Origin of the sequence: Micromonospora sp. WMMD980, from assembly GCF_029626035.1 — a bacterium.
Classification (GTDB): Bacteria; Actinomycetota; Actinomycetes; order Mycobacteriales; family Micromonosporaceae; genus Micromonospora.
In genome coordinates this window covers 2,619,594-2,637,138 of record NZ_JARUBE010000003.1, presented here as the reverse complement: position 1 = coordinate 2,637,138, position 17,545 = coordinate 2,619,594, and the positions used below count along the sequence as shown (strand labels likewise).

Genomic DNA, 17,545 nt, shown 5'->3' with positions numbered 1-17,545 from the left:
TCAGCCGGCGTACTCGAGGCGCAGCGGCAGGCTGCGCAGGCCGAGCAGGAACGTGAAGTGCGAGTACCACTGCAGCTCGGTGGTGGCCAGCTCGATCGAGGAGTAGCGCCGCAGCAGCTCCTCGAACGCGATCACCACCTCCATCTTGCCGAGCGTCGCGGCGATGCAGTAGTGCGGGCCGGAGCCGAAGATGAGCGGGGACGGGCCGGTCCGGGTGACGTCGAACCGCTCCGGGTCCGGATATCTGCGCGGGTCGTGGTGCGCGGCGCCGAGCACGATGAAGACCGACGCCCCGGCCGGGATGGTGACGTCACCGACCTCGACCGGCGCGATCGTCTGCCGGGCCATGATCTGCACCGCGGAGTTGTGCCGGGACAGCTCGTCGAAGGCGCGCTCGATCAGCTCCGGCCGCTCCCGGAGCAGCCGGAGCTGGTCCGGGTTCTGCAACAGCGACACCATGCCGTTGCCGATCACGTTCACCGACGTCTCGTGCCCGGCGTTGAACAGCACCAGGATCTGGGCGGCGATGTCCTCGTCGCTGAGCCGGTCACCCTTCGCGTCCGGCTCCAGCAGGATCGACAGCAGGTCGTCGCGCGGCGCGGCGCGCCGCTCCGCGAGCCGCTCGGCGATGTACGCGCTGAACTCCGGGACCGCCTCGTTCATCCGCCGGCGCATCCGGGGCGTGACCATCGGGTCGACCACGTCGGCGATGGTGTTCGTCCACTGCCGGCACCGGTCGGCGTCCGCCAGGGGGATGCCCACCAGCTCGCACACGACGACGACCGGCAGCGGCAGCGCGAGACCGGCGATCAGGTCCGCCTCGCCCTCGCCCATCTCGTCGATCATCTCGTTGACCAGCGCGCGGATCCGCGGGCGGAGCCGGGCCATGGCGGCCGGCGACAGCGCCCGGGACACCATCCGGCGCAGCCGCCGGTGGTCGCCGCCGCCACGGGTGAGCATCCACCGGCGCGCGCTGGCGACCACCGGGCTGTCCGGCCCGCCGCGCACCCGCGCCCACTGTGGATCGTCGGTGAAGTCGGTGCTGACCCCCGGTGAGCGGAGCACCGCGTCGCACTCGTCGTAGCCGGTGACCACCCAGTAGCCCAGGGGCGAGCGGTGCACCGGCTCGCGGTCGCGGACCCGCTTGTAGTAGCCGTAGCGATCGTCCTGCAGCGCGGGGTCCCGCAGGTCGAATAGCAACCTCGTCCCAGCAGTCGTCATGGTGGTCGCCGATCTGTCGGATGTGCGGTCACTGTCGCCAGCGCCGTGCGCGCCGCGCAACCCCTGACCTCACCGACGTCACCGCTGGTTGAAGGGTGCCGCCCGGCCCGGCTAGGGGTGTCCGGCGTCCCGGGCCGCCGTTAGCGTCAGCCATGGCCGATCCGGCCTGGTCATGGCCCCGCCAGGCGCACTCCGTCGCAAAATGAGGTCCTCACTGATGGCTGACAACGACACGCTTCGCGACTATCTGAAGCTGGTCACCACTGACCTGCACCGGGCGCGCCAGCGCCTGCGGGAGGTCGAGGACGGCGGCCGGGAACCCATCGCCATCATCGGGATGAGTTGCCGCTACCCCGGTGGTGCCGGTTCGCCCGACGACCTGTGGGACCTGGTGGCGCAGGGCCGGGACGGGATCGGTCCGTTCCCGACCGACCGTGGCTGGGACCTCGACCGGCTCTTCGACGCCGACCCGGAGCGCCCGGCCAGCAGCTACGTGCGCGAGGGCGGCTTCATCGACGGCGCCGCGGACTTCGACCCGGCGTTCTTCGGCATCTCGCCGCGCGAGGCGGTCGCCATGGACCCGCAGCAGCGGATCCTGCTCCAGTCCACGTGGGAGGCGATCGAGCGGGCCGGCATCGACCCGACGTCGCTGCGCGGCAGCCGCACCGGGGTCTTCGCCGGCACCAACGACCAGAACTACCTCGCGCTGTTCGGCAACGCCGGCTCGGACAGCGAGGGCTACCTGCTCACCGGCGGCGCCACCGCCGTCGTGTCCGGCCGGATCTCCTACGTGCTGGGCCTGGAGGGTCCGGCGCTCACCGTGGACACCGCGTGCTCGTCGTCAATCGTCGCGTTGCACCTGGCCTGCCAGTCGCTGCGCCAGAACGAGTGTTCCCTCGCCATCGCCGGCGGTGTCACGGTGATGGCCACCCCCGGCGTGTTCACCGAGTTCAGCCGCCAGCGCGGGCTGGCCGGCGACGGCCGCTGCAAGTCGTTCGCCGAGGCCGCCGACGGCACCGGCTGGTCCGAGGGCGTCGGCGTGCTGCTCGTCGAGCGGCTCTCCGACGCGCAACGCCTCGGCCACCCGATCCTCGCGGTGGTGCGGGGCAGCGCGGTCAACTCCGACGGGGCGTCCAACGGGCTGACCGCCCCGAACGGCCCGGCCCAGCAGCGGGTGATCCTGGAGGCGCTGACCAACGCCGGGCTCACCCCCGCCGACGTCGACGCGGTCGAGGGCCACGGCACCGGCACCACCCTCGGCGACCCGATCGAGGCGCAGGCGCTGCTCGCCACGTACGGCCAGGACCGCCCCGGCGAGCCGCTCTACCTGGGGTCGGTCAAGTCGAACATCGGGCACCCGCAGGCCGCCGCCGGCGTCGCCGGCATCATCAAGATGGTCATGGCGCTGCGGCACGGCGTGCTGCCCGGCACCCTGCACCTCGACGAGCCCACCTCCCACGTCGACTGGGCGGCCGGCCGGGTCGCCCTGCTGGCCGCCAACCGGGACTGGCCGGAGACCGACCACCCCCGCCGGGCCGGCATCTCGTCGTTCGGGGTGAGCGGCACCAACGCGCACATCATCCTCGAACAGTCCCCGGCGCCGGCCGCCCCGCAGGCGGTCGAGGACGTCGACGGCCCGGTGGCGGTGCCCGTCTCGGCGCGTACCGACGAGGCGCTGCGCCGCCAGGCCGCCCGGCTGCGCGCCGCGGTGGAGGCCGACCCGGCGATCCGGCCCGCCGACGTCGCCCACACGCTGGCCACCGCCCGGGCCGCGATGGCGCACCGGGCCGTGGTCCGGGCCGCCGACCGCGACGAGCTGCTGACCGCGCTGGCCGCGGTCGAGTCCGGCGCGGAGCACGACCGCGTCGTCCGCGGCTCGACCCGCGACGGCAAGCTGGCCTTCCTCTTCACCGGGCAGGGCGCCCAGCGGACCGGCATGGGCGCGGACCTGGCCGCCGAGTTCCCGGTCTTCGCGGAGCACTTCCACGCGATCCGCGCCCGCTTCGACGGGCTCGCCGAGGCGCTCGGGTCCACGGAGATCCACCAGACCGTCCACACGCAGGCCGCGCTCTTCGCCTTCGAGGTCGCGCTGGCCCGCCAGCTGGAGCACTGGGGCGTCGTACCCGACCGGATGCTCGGCCACTCGGTGGGCGAGATCGCCGCCGCCCACCTGGCCGGTGTGCTCGACCTGGACGACGCCTGCACGCTCGTCGCCGCCCGCGGCCGGCTCATGCAGGCGCTCCCGGCCGGCGGCGCGATGCTCGCCGTGGCGGCCCCGGAGGCGGCGGTCCGCGCCGAGCTGGTCGACGGCGTCGACGTCGCCGCCGTCAACGGCCCGGCCGCCGTGGTGGTCTCCGGCGACGCCGACGCGATCGACGCGCTGGACGCCCGGTGGCGGGAGCGGGGCTGGCAGACCAAGCGGCTGCGCGTCTCGCACGCCTTCCACTCGCCGCGCATGGACGCCATGCTCGACGAGTTCCGGGCGGTGGCCGAGGGCCTGACGTACCACGCGCCGCGTGTGCCGGTGGTGTCCAACCTGACCGGTGAACCGGTCGACCGGATGGACGCCGACCACTGGGTCCGGCACGTGCGCGGCACGGTCCGCTTCGCCGACGGGCTGGCCTGGCTGCGCGGGCGGGAGACCACCGCGTACCTGGAGATCGGCCCGGACGGCCCGCTCACCGCGCTCGCCGCCGAGCAGCTCGACGACGTCACCACCGTCGCCACCCAGCGCCGCGACCGCGGCGAGGCCGCGACGCTGTGGGCCGCGCTCGCCACCGCGTACGCCGGCGGGGTGCCCGTCGACTGGACCGCCGTCGCCGGCGCGGCCGGCCGGACCATCGCGCTGCCCACCTACCCGTTCGCGCGGCAGCGCTTCTGGCCGAAGCCGGCGCCGGGCTGGGGCGACGTCGCGGCCGCCGGTCTCGGCGTGACCGGACATCCGCTGCTCGGCGCCGGCGTCATGCTGGCCGGCGGCGACGAGGCGCTGTTCACCGGTCGGCTGTCGGTGGCCACCCATCCGGCGCTCGCCGACCACGTCGTGCTCGGCCGGGTGGTGCTGCCCGGCACCGCGCTGGCCGAGGCCGCCGTGCGGGCCGGCGACCAGGTCGGCTGCGGCGTCGTGCAGGAGCTGGTGCTCCACACGCCGCTGGTCGTGCCGGCCGACGCCGCCGTCCAGGTGCAGGTGCTGGTGGGCGCGGCGGACGCGGAGGGCCGCCGGGACATCACCTTCCACTCCCGGGTGGCGGTCGCGGCGGTCGACGGCTGGCCCGAGGAGCCGTGGACCCGGCACGCGACGGGTGTGCTCGCCCCGGCCACGGCGGCCACCCCGGCGCCGCCCGCGCCGGCCTGGCCACCGGCCGACGCCGAGCCGATCGACGTGACCGCGCTCTACGCGGGCTTCGACGCCGCCGGCCTGGCCTACGGGCCGGTCTTCCGGGGCCTCCGGTCGGCCTGGCGGTCCGGCGACGAGATCCTCGCCGAGCTGCGCCTGCCGGCGGGCGAGGACTCCGACGCCCGCCGCTACGGCCTGCACCCGGCCCTGTTCGACGCGGGCCTGCAGGCGCTCGCCGCCCGGGCGACGGCCGCGGACGGCTTCACCGGTCTCCCGTTCTCCTTCACCGGGGTCACCCTGCGGGCCACCGGCGCGACCACGTTGCGGGTCCGGCTCGTCCCGGACGGCGTCGACGCGGTCCGGCTGGACGCGTACGACGACACCGGCGCGCCCGTGCTCACCGTCGACCGGGTGCTGCTGCGCCCGATCGCCGGGGCGCAGTTCGCCGGCCGGGCCACCGGCGCGGCGGCGCTGCTGCGGTTGGCCTGGTTCCCGCTGGCCGTCGAGGACACCCCGGCACCCCGCTGGGCGCAGCTCGACGGCGAGCCGATCGGCGCGGGCGTCGCGGTCGGCGGCGACGCCGACGTCCTGCTGCTCCCGGTGTTCGGGTACACGCCGACCGCCGAGGGGGTCCGCGCCGCCACCACGCGGACGCTCGACCTGCTCGCCCGCCTGCGGGAGAGCGCGGGCCGCCTGGTCGTGGTGACCCGGGGAGCCGTCGCGGCCGAGCCGGGCGACCGGGTCACCGACCTGGCCGGCGCGGCCGTGTGGGGACTGGTCCGGTCGGCGCAGGCCGAGGACCCGGGCCGCATCGTGCTCGTCGACCTGCCGGGCGGTCCGCTCGTCGCGCCCGACCCGCTGCCCGCCCTCGCGGCCGGGCTGGGCACCGGCGAGCCGCAACTGGCGATCCGGGCCACCGGCCTGCACCGGGCCCGGCTGCGCCGGGTGGAGCCGGCCGCCGACCTCGTCCCGCCCGCGGACACCGACCACTGGCGGCTCGCGCTGCCGGAGAACGGCACGCTCGACCAGCTCGCGCTCGTGCCGTCCGGCGCGGACGCCCCGCTGGCCCCCGGCCAGGTCCGCCTCTCGGTGCGGGCCGCCGGCCTGAACTTCCGCGACGTGTTGGCCGCGCTCGGCATGTACCCGGGCCGGGTCGATCTCGGCGCCGAGGTCGCCGGCGTGGTCCTGGAGGTCGCGCCGGACGTCGCCACGTTGCGTCCCGGCGACCGCGTCTTCGGCCTCTGCCCCGCGTCGTTCGGCCCGGTCGCGGTGGCCGACCATCGGGTGCTCGCGCCGATGCCCGAGCGGTGGACGTTCGCCGAGGCGGCGTCCGTGCCGATCGTCTACGGCACCGCCCTGTACGGCCTGCGCGACCTGGGCGCGCTCGCCGCCGGCCGGTCGGTGCTGATCCACGCCGCGACCGGCGGCGTCGGCCTGGCCGCGGTGCAACTCGCCCAGCACCTCGGTGCCGAGGTCTTCGCCACCGCGAGCCCGGCGAAGTGGGACGTGCTGCGCGGGCTGGGCCTGGACGACGCGCACATCGCGTCGTCGCGGGACCTCGGCTTCGAGGCCGCGTTCGAGGGCGTCGACGTGGTGCTGAACAGCCTGGCCGGCGAGTTCGTGGACGCCTCGCTGCGGCTGCTGGCCGGCGGCGGCACGTTCGTCGAGATGGGCAAGAGTGACGTGCGGAACCCGGCCGTGGTGGCCGCCGCCCACCCGGGCGTCACCTACCGCGCCTTCGACCTCATCGACGCCGGGCCGGACCGCATCCAGGAGATCCTCGGCCGGCTGGTGGAGTTGTTCGCCGACGGCAGCCTGCGCCTGTCGCCGGTCCACGCCTGGGACGTCCGCCGGGCGCCCGAGGCGTTCCGGCACGTCAGCCAGGCGCGGCACGTCGGCAAGGTGGTGCTCACCGTCCCCCGGCCGCTCGACCCGGCCGGCACGGTCCTGATCACCGGCGGCACCGGCCGGCTCGGCACGCTTGTCGCCCGGCACCTGGCCGCCGAGCACGGCGTCCGGCACCTGATCCTGGCCAGCCGGCGCGGACCCGAGGCGGTCGACCCGGCCGACGGCGTGCCGGCCGGCGCCGAGGTGGTCGCCTGCGACGTCGCCGACCGGTCCGCCCTCGCCGCCCTGATCGACGGCATCCCCGCCGACCGGCCGCTGACCGGGGTCTTCCACGTCGCTGGCGTGCTCGACGACGGGGTCGTCACCGCGCTGACCCCGCAGCGGCTGGAGACCGTGCTGCGGCCCAAGGCCGACGCTGCCCTGCACCTGGACGAGCTGACCCGCGGCCTCGACCTCGCCGCGTTCGTCGTCTTCTCCGCGCTGGCCGGCACCGTCGGCAGTGCCGGGCAGGCCGGCTACGCCGCCGCCAACCATTTGCTCGACGCGCTCGTGCTCCGCCGCCGCGCCGCCGGCCTGCCCGCCCAGTCGCTGGCCTGGGGCCCGTGGTCCGGCGGCGGCATGGTCGGGCAGCTCACCGACGGCGACCGGGCGCGCCTGGCCGCCGCCGGCTTCCCACCGCTCACCGAGGCCGACGGGCTCGCGCTGCTGGACGCCGCGCTCGCCGCCGCCGCGCCGGTGCTGGTACCGACCGGGTTCGACCCGGCCGCGCTCTCCGCCCGCGCCGCCGACCTGCCCGCCGTGCTGACCGAGCTGGCCCGCGCCCCGCAGCGCCGTGCGGCGGGCACCGGCCGCGCCGCCGGCCGGCCCCGGCTCGACCGGGCCGCCCTGCTGGAGCAGGTACGCGCGGATGCCGCAACGGTGCTCGGCCTGCCCGGTCCGCAGGCGGTCGAGCCGGACCGGCCGTTCAAGGAGATCGGCTTCGACTCGCTGACCTCGATCGAGCTGCGCAACCGGCTGCGCGCGGCGCTCGGCAGCCGGCTGCCCGCCACGCTCGTCTTCGACCACCCGACGCCGACAGCCGTGGCCGCCTTCCTCGACGCCGAGCTGGGCGGGACCGTCGCCGAGACGCCCACCGCCACCCCGGTGCCGGTCGACCGGCCGGCCGACGACCCGATCGCCATCGTGGGGATGGGCTGCCGGTTCCCGGGCGGCGCCGACACTCCCGACGCGCTGTGGCGCATCGTCGCCGGCGGCGTCGACGCGGTCGACGCGTTCCCGGCCGACCGCGGCTGGCAGGTCGAGCACCTCTTCGAGCCCGGCACCTCGTACACCTTCGAGGGCGGCTTCGTCGACGGCGTGGCCGACTTCGACGCCGGCTTCTTCGCGATCAGCCCGCGCGAGGCGGTCACCATGGACCCGCAGCAGCGGCTGCTGCTGGAGACCTCCTGGGAGGCGTTCGAGCGGGCCGGCATCGACCCGGAGACGCTGCGCGGCAGCCGCACCGGCGTCTACGTCGGCGCCGCGACCACCGGCTACGGCGTCGGCGACCTGCGGCTGCCCGAGGGCTCCGAACCGCACCTGCTCACCGGCACCGCGACGAGCGTGGTCGCCGGCCGGATCTCCTACACGTTCGGCCTGGAGGGCCCGGCGGTCACCGTCGACACCGCCTGCTCATCCTCGCTGGTGGCGCTGCACCTGGCGGCCGAGGCGCTGCGGCACGGCGAGTGCGACCTGGCGATCGCCGGCGGCGCCACCGTGATGACCACCCCCGGGATGTTCGTCGACAGCAGCCGCGGCGGCGCGCTCGCCCCGGACGGGCGGTGCAAGGCGTTCGCCGACGGCGCCGACGGCACCGGCTGGGGCGAGGGCGCCGGCGTGGTGCTGATCGAGCGGCTCAGCGACGCCCGCCGTCACGGGCACCCGGTCCTGGCCCTGGTCGCCGGGTCGGCGGTCAACCACGACGGGGCCAGCAACGGGCTCACCGCCCCGAACGGGCCGTCGCAGCAGCGGGTCATCGCCGCCGCGCTGCGGCACGCCGGCCTCGCCCCCGCCGACGTGGACGCGGTGGAGGCGCACGGCACCGGCACCGCCCTCGGCGACCCGATCGAGGCACAGGCGCTGCTCGCCACGTACGGCCGGGACCGCGCCGACGACGCCCCGCTCCGGCTGGGCTCGATCAAGTCGAACATCGGGCACACCCAGTCGGCTGCCGGCGTGGCCGGGATCATCAAGATGGTGCTGGCGCTGCGGCACGGGCTGCTGCCCGCCACCCTGCACGTCGACCGCCCCTCCGCACACGTCGACTGGTCGGCGGGCGGCGTCCGGCTGCTCACCGAGCCGACGCCGTGGCCCGCCGGCGAGCGGGTCCGCCGGGCCGGCGTGTCCTCGTTCGGCATGAGCGGCACCAACGCCCACGTGATCATCGAGCAGGCCCCGCCGGGCGCCGGGACCACCGTCGACCGGACCGGCGGCCCGTGGCTGCTGTCGGCCCGCACCGCCAAGGCCCTGCGTGCCCAGGCCGAGCGGCTGCGTGCCCACCTCGACGCCGAGCCGGACTGGCGCCCCGACGAGGTGGCGTACGCGCTGAGCACCACCCGCGGTCGGCTGCCGCACCGTGCGGTGCTCCTCGCCGACGACCGGGACGGCTACGCCGGGTTGCTCGACGCGCTCGCCGCCGACCACGGCGCGCCCGGCCTGGTCCGTGGCGTCGCCGGCGCCGGCGGCAAGGTCGCCTTCGTCTTCCCCGGCCAGGGCCCGCAGTGGCTCGGCATGGCCGAGGAGCTGCTGGCGTCCTCGCCGGTCTTCCGCGCCTCGGTCGAGGCCTGCGACGCCGCGCTGCGGCCCCGGCTGGGCTGGTCGGTGACCGACGTGCTGCGCGGCGCCGACCCCGAGCGGTCCCTCGACGACGTCGCGGTGGTCCAGCCCGCTCTGTTCGCCACCATGGTGTCGCTGGCCGAGCTGTGGCGCGCCGAAGGCGTCGAGCCGGCCGCCGTGGTCGGCCACTCGCAGGGCGAGGTGGCCGCCGCCTACCTGGCCGGCGGCCTGACCCTGACCGACGCCGCCACGGTGATCGCCGTGCGCAGCCGCCTGCTGGCCGAGCGCGGCGCCCAGATCGCCGGCGCGATGGTGGCGGTCTCGCTGCCCGCCGCCGACGTCGAGGCCCGGCTCGCCGACTACCCCGGCCTGGACGTCGTCGCCGTCAACGGCCCCCGGACCGTCTCGGTGGCCGGCGACCCGGAGACCGCCGACCGGCTGTTCGCCGACCTGTCCGCCGAGGGCGTCCGGGTCCGCAAGATCCGTATCCCCGGCGCGGCCCACTCCTGGCACATGGACGTGCTGCGCGATCCGGTGCTGGCCGAGCTGGCCGGCATCGCGCCCCGCGCCGGCGACGGCCCGGTGTTCTACTCGACCGTCACCGGTGGGCCGGTGGACACCGCTGGCCTCGACGCGGCGTACTGGTACCGCAACATCCGGCAGACGGTGCGCTTCGCCGACGCGGTGCGGCAGCTCCTGCACGACGGGCACACCGTCTTCGTCGAGGCGAGCACCCACCCGGTGCTGGTGCACGCGGTGCAGGACGCCGCCGAGGACGCGAACGTCGAGGCGGTCGCCGTCGGGTCGCTGCGACGCGAGGAGGGCGGCCTGGACCGCTTCCGGGCCTCGGTCGCCGAGGCGTACGCCCGGGGCGCCCGGTTCGACTGGGCCGCGCTGCCGGCGCGGGCCGACGGTGCCGCGCCGCCGATGCCGCTGCCCACGTATGCGTTCCAGCACCAGCGGTTCTGGCTCGAACCGAATCCCGCCGCGGCCTCCACCGGCACCACCTCCGACGCCGCCGAGGCCGGGTTCTGGGACGCGGTGGAACGCTCCGACCTGGCCCCGCTGATCGAGGCGTTCGGCGCCGACGACGCCGACCGGATCGCCCCGGTGCTGCCGGTGCTGGCCTCCTGGCGGTCGCGGGAGCAGCGCCGCCGCACCGTCGACGCGTGGCGCTACCGCGTCGAGTGGCGACCCGCGCCCACCGGTGGCCGGGCGACGCCGTCCGGCCGGTGGCTGCTCGTCGCCCCGGACGGGGAGCCGACGGCCGCCGAGGTCGGCCGGCTGCTCACCGCGCACGGCGCCGAGGTGGTCACCGACACCGACGCGACGGACCTCGCCGGCATCGTGTCGCTGCTGGCGCTGGACGAGACCCCGCACCCGGACTGGCCGGACGTCACCCGCGGCACGGTCGGCAACCTGGCCCTGGTCCAGGAACACACCCGGACCGACCGCGACGCACCGCTGTGGATCGTCACCCGGGGCGCGGTCAGCGTGTCCCCGGCCGACCGGATCACCGGCGCGACCCAGGCCCAGAGCTGGGGACTGGGCCTGGTGGCCAGCCTGGAACAGCCCGACCGCATCGGCGGACTGCTCGACCTGCCGCCGGATATCGACGCCCGCGCGGCCGGCCGGATCGCGGCCGCGTTGGCCGGGATCGGCGACGAGGACCAACTGGCGGTCCGCGCCTCCGGAGTCCTCGCCCGCCGGATGGTGCGCGCCGAGCCGAACCCGAACCGCCGGCCCGCGCCGAGCCTGGGCGGCACCGTGCTGGTCACCGGCGGCACCGGCACCATCGGCGCCCACGTCGCCCGCCGGCTGGTCACCGCCGGCGCCCGGCGGCTACTCCTGACCAGCCGTCGTGGACCCGACGCGCCCGGCGCGGCGGAGCTGGCCGCCGAGCTCACCGAACTCGGCGCGCGGGTGCGGATCGTCGCCTGCGACGTGGCCGACCGCGACGCGCTGGCCGCGCTGCTCGCCGGCGTCGACGACACCGCCCCGCTGACCGCCGTCTTCCACGCCGCCGGGGTCGCCCAGTCCACACCGATCACCGACATCGACCCGGCCGAGCTGGCCGCCACCGTACGCGGGAAGGCGACCGGCGCCCGCAACCTCGACGAGCTGGCCGGCGACGACCTGGAGGCGTTCGTCGTCTTCTCCTCCGGCGCGAGCGTCTGGGGCGGCGGCGGCCAGGCCGCCTACGCCGCCGGCAACGCCTACCTGGACGCGCTGTGCCGGCAGCGGCACGAGCGCGGGCAGGCCGCGCTGGCCGTCTCCTGGGGCGGCTGGGAGGGCAGCGGCATGGCCACCGCCGACGCGGTCGCCCAGCTCGCCCGGCGCGGCCTGCGCCCGATGCCTCCGCAGCTCGCCCTGGCCGCGCTCGATGCGGCGATGGTCGAGCCGGAACCCCACCTCACCGTCGCCGACATCGACTGGGAGCGGTTCGCGCCGAGCTACACCGCCGCCCGCCCGCGACCGCTCGTCGACGAGATCCCGGAGGCCCGCCCCGCGCCCGAGGCGGACCGGCCGGGCGGCGCCGACGGCGAGACGGGCGAGTTCGCCGCCCGGCTGACCGCGCTGCCGGCCGGCGAGCGCAGGCGGTTCCTCCAGGACCTGGTGCGCAACCTGGCCGCCGACACGCTCGGGCACACCGGCGTCGAGGAGATCGCGCCCAACCGCGCCTTCCGGGAACTGGGCTTCGACTCGGTGACCGCTGTCGACGTCCGCAACAAGCTGCGCGCCGCCACCGGTCTCCAGCTGCCCACCACGCTCATCTTCGACTACCCGACCCCGGCGCTGCTCGCCGAGCACCTGCGCGCCGAGCTGCTCGGCGAGGCGCCGGCCGAGACCGTGGTGACGGCCGCCGACGGCGCCGACGAGCCGATCGCCATCGTGGGCATGAGCTGCCGGTACGCCGGTGGCGTACGCACTCCCGAAGAGCTGTGGGAGCTGGTGGTCAACGGCGTCGACGCGGTCGACGGGTTCCCCGACGACCGCGGCTGGGACCTCGACGCGCTCTACGACCCGGACCCGGACGCGCTCGGCGCCTCCTACGTCCGGGAGGGCGCGTTCATCTACGACGCCGGTGACTTCGACGCCGGGTTCTTCAGCATCAGCCCGCGCGAGGCGCTCGCCATGGACCCGCAGCAGCGGATTCTGCTGGAGACGTCCTGGGAGGCGATCGAGCGCGGCGGGATCAACCCGCAGACGCTGGCCCGCAGCCGGACCGGGGTCTTCGTCGGCACCTCGTTCCAGGGCTACGGCATGGGCGCCCACCTGGGCCTCGGTGCCACCGAGGGCTTCTTCCTGGCCGGCACCGGCACCGCCGCCGTCTCCGGCCGGGTGGCCTACGGCCTCGGGCTGGAAGGCCCGGCCGTCACCGTGGACACCGCCTGCTCCTCGTCGCTGGTGGCGCTGCACCTGGGCGCCCAGGCGCTGCGGCAGGGCGAGTGCGACCTGGCGCTTGCCGGGGGCGTCGCCGTGCTGCCCACCCCGACCTCGTTCACCGAGTTCAGCCGCCAGCGCGGCCTGGCCCCGGACGGCCGCTGCAAGCCGTTCGCGGCGGCGGCCGACGGCACCGGCTGGGGTGAGGGCGCGGGCGTGGTCCTGCTGGAGCGTCTCTCCGACGCGATCCGTAACGGGCATCCGGTGCTCGCCGTGGTCGCCGCCACCGCCACCAACCAGGACGGCGCCTCCAACGGCCTCACCGCCCCCAACGGCCCCTCCCAGCAGCGGGTCATCGCGCAGACGCTGGCCAACGCCGGCCTGGAGCCGGCCGATGTCGACCTCGTCGAGGCGCACGGCACCGGCACCACGCTCGGCGACCCGATCGAGGCCCAGGCGATCATCGCGACGTACGGGCAGAACCGGCCGGACGACCGGCCGCTCTGGCTCGGCTCGGTCAAGTCCAACATCGGGCACACCCAGTCCGCGGCCGGCGTGGCCGGTGTGATCAAGGCGGTGATGGCCGTCCGGAACGGCGTGCTGCCGCCGAGCCTGCACGTCGACGAGCCCACCCCGCACGTCGACTGGGCACGCGGCGCGGTCCGGCTGCTGACCGAGGGACGGCCGTGGCCGTCCACCGGCGGCCCGCGCCGGGCCGGCATCTCGTCGTTCGGCGGCACCGGCACCAACGCGCACGCCATCGTCGAGCAGGCCCCGGAACCCGCCGCCACCGACTCCGGCGCGCCGGAGTCGGCGACGCCGCCGGCCTGGCTGCTCTCCGGTCGCACCGAGGAGGCCCTGCGGGAGCAGGCCGACCGGCTGCGCCGGCACCTCGCCGACCGGCCCGACGCCGGGCCCGGCCCGGTCGCCTGGTCGCTGGCCACCACCCGGGCCGCCTTCGAGCACCGGGCGGTGCTGTTCGGCGCCGGCCGGGACGACCTGCTGGCCCGGCTGGACGACGTGATCGCCGCCCGCCCCTGCGCCGACGTGGTCACCGGCACGGTGACCACCGGCGAGACCGTGTTCGTCTATCCGGGGCAGGGCAGCCAGTGGATCGGCATGGCCGCCACGCTGATGGACACCGCGCCGGTGTTCGCCGACGCGATCGACGAGTGCGCCCTGGCGCTCGCGCCGCACCTCGACTGGTCGCTGCAGGACGTCCTGCGCGACCGGCCCGACGCCGCCCCGCTGGAGCGGGTCGACGTCGTCCAGCCGGTGCTGTTCGCCGTGATGGTGGCGCTCACCCGGCTCTGGGAGTCGTGGGGCGTGGTGCCGGACGCCGTGGTCGGCCACTCGCAGGGCGAGATCGTCGCCGCCCACGTGGCCGGCGGGCTCAGCCTCGACGACGCCGCCCGGATCGTCGCGGTGCGCAGCAAGCTCGTCGGCGCGGTCGCCGGCACCGGCGGCATGGTCTCGGTGTGGCTGGGCGCCGGCCCGGTCGAGGAGCGGCTCGCCGTCCACCCCGACCTGTCGATCGCCGCGGTCAACGGTCCGGAGACCACTGTGGTGGCCGGTCCGGCCGACAGCCTGGACCGCTTCGCCGACGCCTGCGCCGCGGACGGTGTACGGGTCAAGCGGATCGCGGTCGACTACGCCTCGCACAGCCCGCAGATGGACGGGTTGCGCGACGAGCTGACCGCCGCGCTCGCCCCGGTGCGCCCCGGCCCCGGCCGCATCCCGATGTGGTCCACGGTGGACGGCGGCTGGGTCGACACCGCCACGATGGACGCCGACTACTGGTTCCGCAACCTGCGCCGGCCGGTGCTCTTCGATGCCGCCGTGCGCGCCCTGGCCGCCGACGGTTACCACTTCTTCGTCGAGGTCAGCGCCCACCCGGTGCTCGCCATGGCGGTCCGTGCGACCCTCGACGAGGCCGACCCGGGCAGCCGCACGGCGGTCGTCGGCACGTTGCGCCGCGACGAGGGCGACCTGGCCCGGGTGCTGCGCTCGGCCGCCGAGCTGCACGCCCACGGCGGCACTGTCGACTGGTCGGCCGCGCTGGCCGGGCACGCCGCGCCGGTCGTGCCGCTGCCCACGTACGCGTTCCAGCGCAGCCGCTACTGGCTCACCCCGGCGCGTACCGCCGCGGCCGGTGACCTGAGCGGTGCCGGGCTGACCGACGCCGGCCACCCGCTCCTCGGCGCCGCCGTCGCGCTGGCCGACGGCGACGGGCTGGTGCTGACCGGCCGGCTCAGCGCCGGCGACCAGCGCTGGCTGGGCGACCACGCGGTGCTCGGCACCGTGCTGCTGCCCGGCACCGCGTTCGTCGAGCTGGCGTTGCAGGCCGGCCTGCGGGTCGGCGCCGCGGCGCTGGACGAGTTGACGCTGGAGGCGCCGCTGGTGCTCACCGAGCGGCAGGCGGTCCGGATCCAGGTCGTGGTCAGCCCGCCCGGGGAGGCCGGCCGCCGCACCGTCGCGGTCTACGCCCGACCGGACACCGACACCGGCGACGGCGTGGGGTGGACCCGGTACGCCAGCGCGACGCTGGCGCCGACCGCCGACGAGCCCGACTTCGACCTGCGGCAGTGGCCGCCGGCCGGGGCGCAGGCGGTGGACACGACCGGGTTCTACGACGACCTGACCGAGCGCGGCTACGGCTACGGCCCCGCGTTCCAGGGCCTGCGCGCCATGTGGAAGCGCGACGGCGAGGTCTTCGCCGAGGTCGCGCTGCCCGAGGACGACGGGGACGACGCGGGCGCCTACGGCGTGCACCCGGCGCTGCTGGACGCCGCCCTGCACGGCATCGGCCTGCTGCGCTCGCTGCACCCGGCCGCCGGCGGCGCCGGACCGCAGGGCGCCGAGCTGCCGTTCTCCTTCAGTGGCGTACGCCTCTGGGCCACCGGCGCGGACACCGTCCGGGTCCGGCTCGGCCTCTCCGAGCAGAACGGCATCGTGGTGCGGATCGCCGACGCGGCGGGCGCCCCGGTCGTCGCGGTCGACGCGCTCGCGGCCCGGCCGCTGCCGGCCTCGTTCGGCGCCTCCGGCCCGGCCCGGCCGACCACCCTCTACGAGCTGGACTGGAGCGACCTCGCGGTCACCCCGACCGATCCGGGCCACTGGTTGGTCGTCGGCGACGCCCCGCTGGCCGACCAGGTGCGCGCGGCCGGCGGGCGGGTCACCACCTGCGCCACGTTCGACGACGTCCCCGGCCACTTCGACGGCGCCGACGATCCGGCCGTGGTGGTGGTCGCGCTGTCCGCGACCGACGACGACGGCGACGTCGTCGACCGGGCGGCAGGCTGCGTGCACGAGGCCCTGGCGCTGGCCCAGCGGTGGATCGGCGACGACCGGTTCGAACCGGCGCGCCTGCTCGTGGTCTCCCGGGGCGCGGTCGCCGCGAAGCCCGCGCTCGCCCCGGCGGCGGCCCGGGGGCTGCTGCGCTCGGCCCAGTCCGAGCACCCGAACCGTTTTGTCCTGCTCGACCTGGGCGCGGATGCCGACCTCGCGCCGCTGCCCGCCGCGGTGTGCTCGGGCGAGCCGCAGTTGGCCGCCGCGGCCGGCCGGGTCCGCGCGGCCCGCCTGGTGCGCGTCGCGCCGGCCGACGGCGACAGCGCCCCGGCCTTCGGGCCGCACGGCACCGTCCTGGTCACCGGCGGCACCGGCACGCTGGGCAGCGCGCTGGTGCGACACCTGGCGGGCGTGCACGGCGTACGCCACTTCCTGGTCACCAGCCGCAGCGGGGCCGACGCTCCGGGCGCCGCGGACCTGGTCGCCGACGTCGCCGCCCTGGGGGCGGAGGCGACGGTGGTGGCCTGCGACGCGGCCGACCGGGACCGGCTGGCCGAGGTGCTGGCCGCGGTCCCGGCCGACCGGCCGCTCACCGGCGTGGTGCACGCGGTGGGCGTCCTGGACGACGGGGTGATCGCGGCGCTCGATCCCGGCCGGGTCGACCTGGTGATGCGCGGCAAGGCCCGGGGCGCGACGAACCTGCACGACCTCACCCGTGACCTCGACCTCACCGCGTTCGTGCTGTTCTCCTCGGCCGCCGGCACGTTCGGCGGGGCCGGGCAGGGCAACTACGCCGCCGCCAACGCGTTCCTCGACGCGCTGGCGCAGCGCCGGCGGGCGGACGGACTGGTGGCCAAGTCGCTGCCGTGGGGCCCCTGGGCGCAGCCGACCGGGATGACTGGCGCGCTGACCGAACTCGACGTGCGCCGGGTCGAGCGGACCGGCCTGCGGCCGATGGAGACGGCGTACGGCATGACGCTGTTCGACGCGGCGGTGCGGCACCCCGCACCGGTGGTGGTGCCGCTGCTGTTCGCCCAGGGCGCGTTGAGCGCGGCCACCGGGCCGCTGCTGCACCTGCTGCGCTCGCTGGTGCGCACCCCGGTGCGCTCCGCGGCCGGCCGCCCGGCCGGGAGTGACGGCCCGCCGTTGCGTGAGCGGCTGATCGAGCTGCCCGACGAGGAGCGGCAGCGTGTCGTGCTCGACTTCGTCCGGACCCACGTTGCGGTCGTGCTCGGCTATCCGTCCGGCGGCGAGGTGCGCTCCGAACGGGGCTTCCTCGACCTCGGCATGGACTCCCTGACCGGCATCGAGCTGCGCAACCGGATCGCCGGCGTCACCGGCCTGCGGCTGCCCGCCACGTTGGTCTTCGACCACCCCACCCCGATGGCGCTGGCCCAGCACCTGCGGCTGGCGCTCGTGCCGCCCGTCAAGCCGGCCGCCGAGGTCGCCCTGGAGGAGCTGGACCGGTTGGAGGCCGTGCTGGACGCGGTCGAGCCCGGTGACGACGCGCATGCACGGGTCAAGCGGAGGTTGCGCTCGCTCGTCGCCCGCCTGAACGGCGGGACCGAGGACACGGACGGCGAGCAGGACCTCGAGTCGGCGACGGCGGAGGAGCTCTTCGAGTTCCTCGACCGCGCGGTGTGAGCGACGGAGAGA

General features: G+C 76.4%; 2 protein-coding genes. One reads left to right on the top strand and one right to left on the bottom strand.

The window, feature by feature from the left end:
- Entirely contained in the window at positions 1–1,221 is a 1,221-nt protein-coding gene (locus O7618_RS12645) for a cytochrome P450 (RefSeq protein ID WP_278106266.1), read from the bottom strand.
- Positions 1,222–1,438: 217 nt separating this feature from the next.
- Here O7618_RS12645 and O7618_RS12640 point away from each other — a divergent pair, with 217 nt between their 5' ends.
- The gene (locus O7618_RS12640) at positions 1,439–17,533 is read left to right on the top strand and encodes a type I polyketide synthase (protein ID WP_278106265.1); all 16,095 of its coding nucleotides are present in this window, start codon (positions 1,439–1,441) and stop codon (positions 17,531–17,533) included.
- Positions 17,534–17,545: the final 12 nt, after the last annotated feature.